Genomic DNA, 6,103 nt, shown 5'->3' on the forward strand with positions numbered 1-6,103 from the left:
AGATACCTCAACAGAAAATTCAACAGAAGAATGTAAATAAATTATTCAGCAAAAATATAACATATGTGTCGGAGAGTATACCTACTCTCCACACAAAGTGTTAGAACGTCCTTAAAGTTCTAGTTTTATCAAAAGTTATAAAACTATTATTGAACAGTTAATCCTTATTTTCGGTTTTAAAAAAAGAATTTTATACTGAACTTAAATAAGCATATTGAGTTTACTTATTTAAGTCTGAAAAATGCTGAATTTACAAGACTGATCTTTGTTCATGTAAATATTCCAATATGTATACATAAACCAATTTCTTGTTCCTATTTTATTTCCTGCAACGACGTTCCTTTTTGTAATAACTATCATGCGTCTTCGGTTAAGTGAAGAATCGTGATCAATTGCGTCAATTTTCTCAGCATTTGTTAAATATTTTAATAAATTCTGAGCTGGAACAGGGTATTGATTTCATTTAAAGAGACCAAAATTTAAGGACGTCTTCTCATGCAAAATCGATAGCTTTCAGGCAAGCAAATTCCTTAACCGATAACCAATGAACTACGATTATATTTTTCTGTGGTTGAATATCCATTAAATTTGAAGAGAATACAGAATCTTCATAGGCTCTTCTTACAATTTCAAAAACTGGCTAAAAATTTAAAAAAGCGGTCCAAATACTTTTATAACATTACAATATTGTTTACAATGTATACTATAGAAATTTAATTTAAGGCTAGTACTCAATTTATTCTCTATGTTTCATGGGGGAAACTTCGGTGAATTTTATTGATTGGCCTGAAAGAAAGGGAGATTTCTCCTGGATCCTTTATTTGTTTCTTTGATAGGATTCAGTAGCTTTCGTTATGAGCAATTTCTCTAAGAATTTCTATAGCCTTGAATGTTGTAGAGTGGATACTATTTGAAAAATCTTATCCGACATTCAGTGAACTGAGCAAGAAATTTGTCTAATTATTTTACAGACAATTTTTATTTTTGTAGACACATGGGTATTTTTACCCGGTTCTTACTCTGCATACTTACTAATTAATCTTTTATAGTGGTCTCAGGTGATATAGATGCTAAAAAGAGAATTAGGGATCTTTTTCTTTGTAAGTTGCCTTATTCTTGCAAGCGTTCCTACCGCTTTATGCTTAAGTCCTGCACCAACTGTTTATGTTGCGGGAGATGGGAGTGGGGATTTTAACTGCGATGGAAAAAATGATCATGTACAGATAAATCAGGCCCTTAAATTTGTGGCAGGTAACTCTAAATACACCACTGTCCACCTCAAGGGTCCTTTTACCTATGTTATTGACGATACTCTTCTCATCGGCAGCAATACTATTCTTGAAGGGGATTCAAACGCTGTTATCAAACTGGTGAACAATGCAGGTTGGGCTACAATGAAACCCATGATCAAGCAGATGAGCAGTTCCGGAAATAGCAACATTGTAATAAGAGGGTTCGAAATTGATGGAAACCATGACGGTAATCCCAAAGTTTCTAAGGGTAAAGGGTACTATAATATGATTTACTTTACTAACTGTAATAACATAAAAGTATACAACATGTATATGCACGATGGGCTTGGAGACGGACTGAGGATAAAATACGGAAAAAATATTAAATTTTACAAAAACAGGATATACAAGCTCGGACACGACGGTTTGTTTGCAATTCAGTGTAAGAACATAAAGGCCTGGAAAAACAGGATAACCTGCAGGACTAATAGCGGTCTTAGAATCTGGAACTCAAACCATGTAAAATTCTACAATAATGTAATCGATTCTTTCTATCACTGGAGTGCAGGTGGGCCAGGGATTCAGATCGAAAAGTCTGCAGGTATTATGGATGATATAGAGATCTATGATAATACTATATCTAACACATATGGTCCTGGAATCTGGCTTTTCAACTATGATACCTCTGCTACCAAAAACCAAGGAAAAAATGTCCACATTTACCATAATGTCTTCTACGGCACAGGTACCAATCCTAGCATTACCTGGGTTGGAGGTATCTTAGGAAGTGGATTCCATGATACTCTAATTGAAAATAATGTTTTTGACGGCGTATACCATGCTGCCATTGTCAGCATGAGTCCTGATGGTTTTTTTTCAAATTATAAGTCAAAATACACGACAATTGTCCGCAACAATATAATTGTAAATACCCAGAAGCGTACAAAGTCCCCTAGTGGGACAGGATATGGAATTATGAATTATCTGTCTGAAACGCATTCCTTTGTTCTGGAAAATAACTGCCTTTACAAAAACTCAGCAGGTAAATACAAAGGCTGCACTTCGAAATCTGACATCTACTTAAACCCATTATTTGTGAGCCAGAAATACCATGATTATCATCTCCAGTCAGTTGCAGGTCACTGGAATGGCAAAAAATGGGTTAAGGATAAAGTTAGTTCTCCCTGTATTGATTCCGGATGTGCCTCTTCGGATTATTCTAAAGAACCTGAAAATAATGGAAACCGGATCAACATAGGAAGATATGGAAATACAATCTATGCTTCACTGTCGTCGAGTTCACAAGTAAAGACTGTGCAGTCTTCGTTAATAAACTCTATCTCTGGAGCTACAAATGAGACTGATGAGGATCTTAACTTTACGGCGGAAGTTTTTGACGTGGACAAAGATAATTTCACATACTCTGAAGATCTTTCTGTCGACACACAGGGTCCGGTTATCGATTCAATCCCCGAAACTACAGTTAATATTGGAGAAACTTTGAACTTTACAGTGAAAGCTTCTGATGTGAATGGAGATAACCTTATCTTTTCGGCATCTGCTCTTCCTGCAGGCGCAAGTTTTGACGAAGCAGGGGTTTTTAGCTGGACGCCTTCCGACGGACAGGAAGGACTATACACTATAGCTTTTGAGGTAAGAGATGGCATTTTCAACGATTCTGAAGTTGCAATAATAAGTGTGGTTGAAGAAGCCTCTTTGAACCTTTCTAACGTGTACGACAACTACCTTTACGAAGTATCTCCTGAAGGTTTTTGTTTGAACAATTTATCTCTCGGATTGGAGGAATGACCGATGCTTAGTAAGTTCTAATAAGCCTAAATAACTCGCAACTTGTGGTAAAACTATCTTTAGTGCATCGATTCAAATTATGAATATATAAGTGAATTTTAAAATCAACGTTGGTCAATGAGTTTCCCACAGAAAACTATAGATGGAGAAGAAGACACACGAATTGAAACCATCTATGTTCATCTGTGTTCATCCGTGATTTATTGAGGATATGTGAAATCAATGCACTAGATATAACAAGCTCTAAGATAACTGGTCTGAATATCTTAAGAGTGTAGCTATAATGGAGTTGCAAGAATAGAATTGGAGCAATATAATTTGGCAGTACTTTTATGATCTGTCAGGTGGTTACGTCTACCTTTCACTTCTCTTAACTTCCGTACTCTTCTCTATTTTTGGTGTTTTTCCCTGGTAATTTTCTACTCTTTATGGAAATTTAATCTATACATTTATGCAGTTGAACTGAAAAATCAACAGCATCAGACCATTAACTGTCTAAACTGTGACTTTAATCCACAGTCTTTGCTGTAATTGATTTTGTTTTTCAAGTGCTTAAGTCCTGTACGTTTTACACCTCGTTTTATACATACAATGATTTATAACACTGTTATCGAGGTGTCTAATTTCCTTTTTTAAGGTAAAAGTAAAAAGTTGACGTCGCCAAAACTATCTAATATATTATTAAAAGAAAGCCTCCTACCAAAAATGAATATCTAAAATTTACTTTGTGAACTTATTCGCTGTGTATATTTAATAAAACGATGTTTTGATTTTGTTTTTTCTCGTTCCAATGACTTATTTGTCCTCTCTAACAATATGGAACTCTTTAAATATTTATCAAGTTTGAACATATATTTTTATAACATTAAGATATAGTTTACAGTGTTGACTATAGAAATTTAATTGAGGGCTAATACTCGGCTTATTCACTATGTTTCATGGGGGGAATTAGGTGAATTCGAGGAATTGGCCTGAAAATCAGGGAGATTTATTCTGGGTCCCTTATTTATTGAATCTTATCGGATTCAGTAGCTTTTGCCATGAATAAATTCTCCAAACTTTTCTATAGCCTTGAATATCTGAGAGTAACCACTATCTAAAAAATCTTACCCAATTTACGAGAAATAGAATACTAAGCTTAAGTAAATTTTGACAAACAGTATCACATTCTGCGGGGGTATTGATACGTCGCCACATGAAAATCTATCTACGAAAATTAACAATATGCGCTGTTGTGATCAATCCCAGGTAATCTTGATATTAAAACGAGAACTAGGAGTCTTTTTATTGGTAGGTTGCCTTATTCTTGCAAGCGTTCCCACTGCTTTATGCCGAAGTCCTGCACCAACTGTTTCTGTTGCAGGGGATGGCAGTGGAGATTTTAACTGCGATGGGAAAGATGATCATGTACAGATAAATCAGGCTCTTAAGTTTGTGGCCGATAACTCTGAATATACCACTGTCTACCTTAAAGGTCCTTTTACATATGTTATTAATGATACTCTTCTCATCGGCAGCAATACTATTCTTGAAGGGGATTCGACTGCTGTGATCAAGCTGGTTGATCACGCAGGCTGGGTTACAATGAAACCTTTGATCAAGCAGATGAGCAGTTCTGGAAATAATAATATTGTAATAAGAGGGTTTGAGGTTAATGTGAACCATGACGGTAACACCGAGTTCGCTAAGGGTAAAGGATATTATAATGTGATTTACTTCCTTTACTGCAATAACGTAACCGTATGCGATATGTATATGCACGATGGTCACGGAGATGGGCTGAGGATAAAATATGGTGAGAACATCGAGTTTTACAACAATACTATCTACAAGCTCGGACATGACGGTCTGTTTACGATTCAGTGTCAGAATGTAGAGGCCTGGAATAATACAATAACCTGCAGGACTAACAGTGGTCTTAGAATCTGGAACTCGAACCACGTAAAATTTCATGATAATTTCATCGATTCTTTCTACCACTGGAGTGCAGGCGGGCCAGGGATTCAGGTAGAAAAGTCTGCAGGCATTATGGATAATATAGAGATTTACAATAATATTATCAATAATACCTATGGCCCTGGAATCTGGCTTTTCAACTATGATAGCTCTTCTGCTACCCGAGACCAGGCAAAAGATGTCTACATCCATCACAATACTTTCTATGACACGGGCACTAATCCTAGCATTACCTGGGTGGGCGGTATCATAACTGGCGGATTTGAAGGCACTGTCATTGAAAACAATGTCTTTGATGGATTATATCACACTGCAATCGCCAATATGTATATCAATAGTTATTCCCCAACCTATGTACCAGAAGGCGACGGATTTACAACAATTGTCCGCAATAACATAATTGTAAATACCAGGTTGCGCACAAAGTCACCGAGTGGGACAGGGTATGGAATTATGAATTACCTGCCTGCAACACATTCCTTTGTACTGGAAAATAACTGTCTTTACAATAACTCAGCAGGTAACTATAAAAACTGCGCATCGACAACTGATATCCATGTAAACCCTCTTTTTGCAGACCAAGAAAACCATGAATACCATATTCAGTCTGTCTCCGGCCGCTGGAACGGAGAAACCTGGGTTAAGGACAAAGTTAACTCTCCCTGTATTGATGCCGGATGTTCTTTCTCGGATTACTCTAACGAGCCTGAAGACAATGGAAACAGAATCAATATCGGAAGATATGGAAACACAATCTACGCGTCTCTTTCAGGAACCTCTTTGAATCTCTCTGAAGAGATGTACGACAATCGTATGCGTGAAGCTTCTCCTGACGATGTTTTTTCGGATAAATCATTTCTTGATGTCGGGGAAATAAGCCGTGTTGGCAGATACAGAGACCTTATATGGTTTAACGTAAGCGAATACACCAATGCTACTGAAATCAGCAGTGCGACTCTTTCCCTTTTCTGGTATTATCCTTCCAGTCCACGGCCAAATAATACTGTTATCGAGATTTACAGGCCTGTTTCCTGGAATCCTGATTATGTAAGCTGGAATAAGAAGAATAAAGACATTGCTTGGAACAACTCAGGAGGAGATTGGTA

2 protein-coding genes are annotated in these 6,103 nt (G+C 36.8%); both read left to right on the forward strand.

What is annotated here, in order from left to right; translation table 11 throughout:
- The first annotated feature begins 1,067 nt into the window (after window positions 1–1,067).
- Window positions 1,068–3,041 (forward strand): right-handed parallel beta-helix repeat-containing protein, encoded by a 1,974-nt coding sequence (locus A9239_RS10195; protein ID WP_048122404.1) that lies wholly within the window; start codon window positions 1,068–1,070, stop codon window positions 3,039–3,041.
- A gap of 1,224 nt (window positions 3,042–4,265) precedes the next feature.
- Window positions 4,266–6,103 (forward strand): disaggregatase related repeat-containing protein (locus A9239_RS10200; protein ID WP_255361937.1); only part of this gene is annotated, 1,838 nt, incomplete at its 3' end.

The organism is Methanosarcina sp. A14 (genome assembly GCF_001729375.1).
Classification (GTDB): Archaea; Halobacteriota; Methanosarcinia; order Methanosarcinales; family Methanosarcinaceae; genus Methanosarcina; species Methanosarcina barkeri.

Excerpts from the sequence above, each read along its gene's own strand:
- A9239_RS10195 (WP_048122404.1), top strand. The coding sequence starts at position 1,068 with ATGCTAAAAAGAGAATTAGGGATCTTTTTCTTTGTAAGTTGCCTTATT.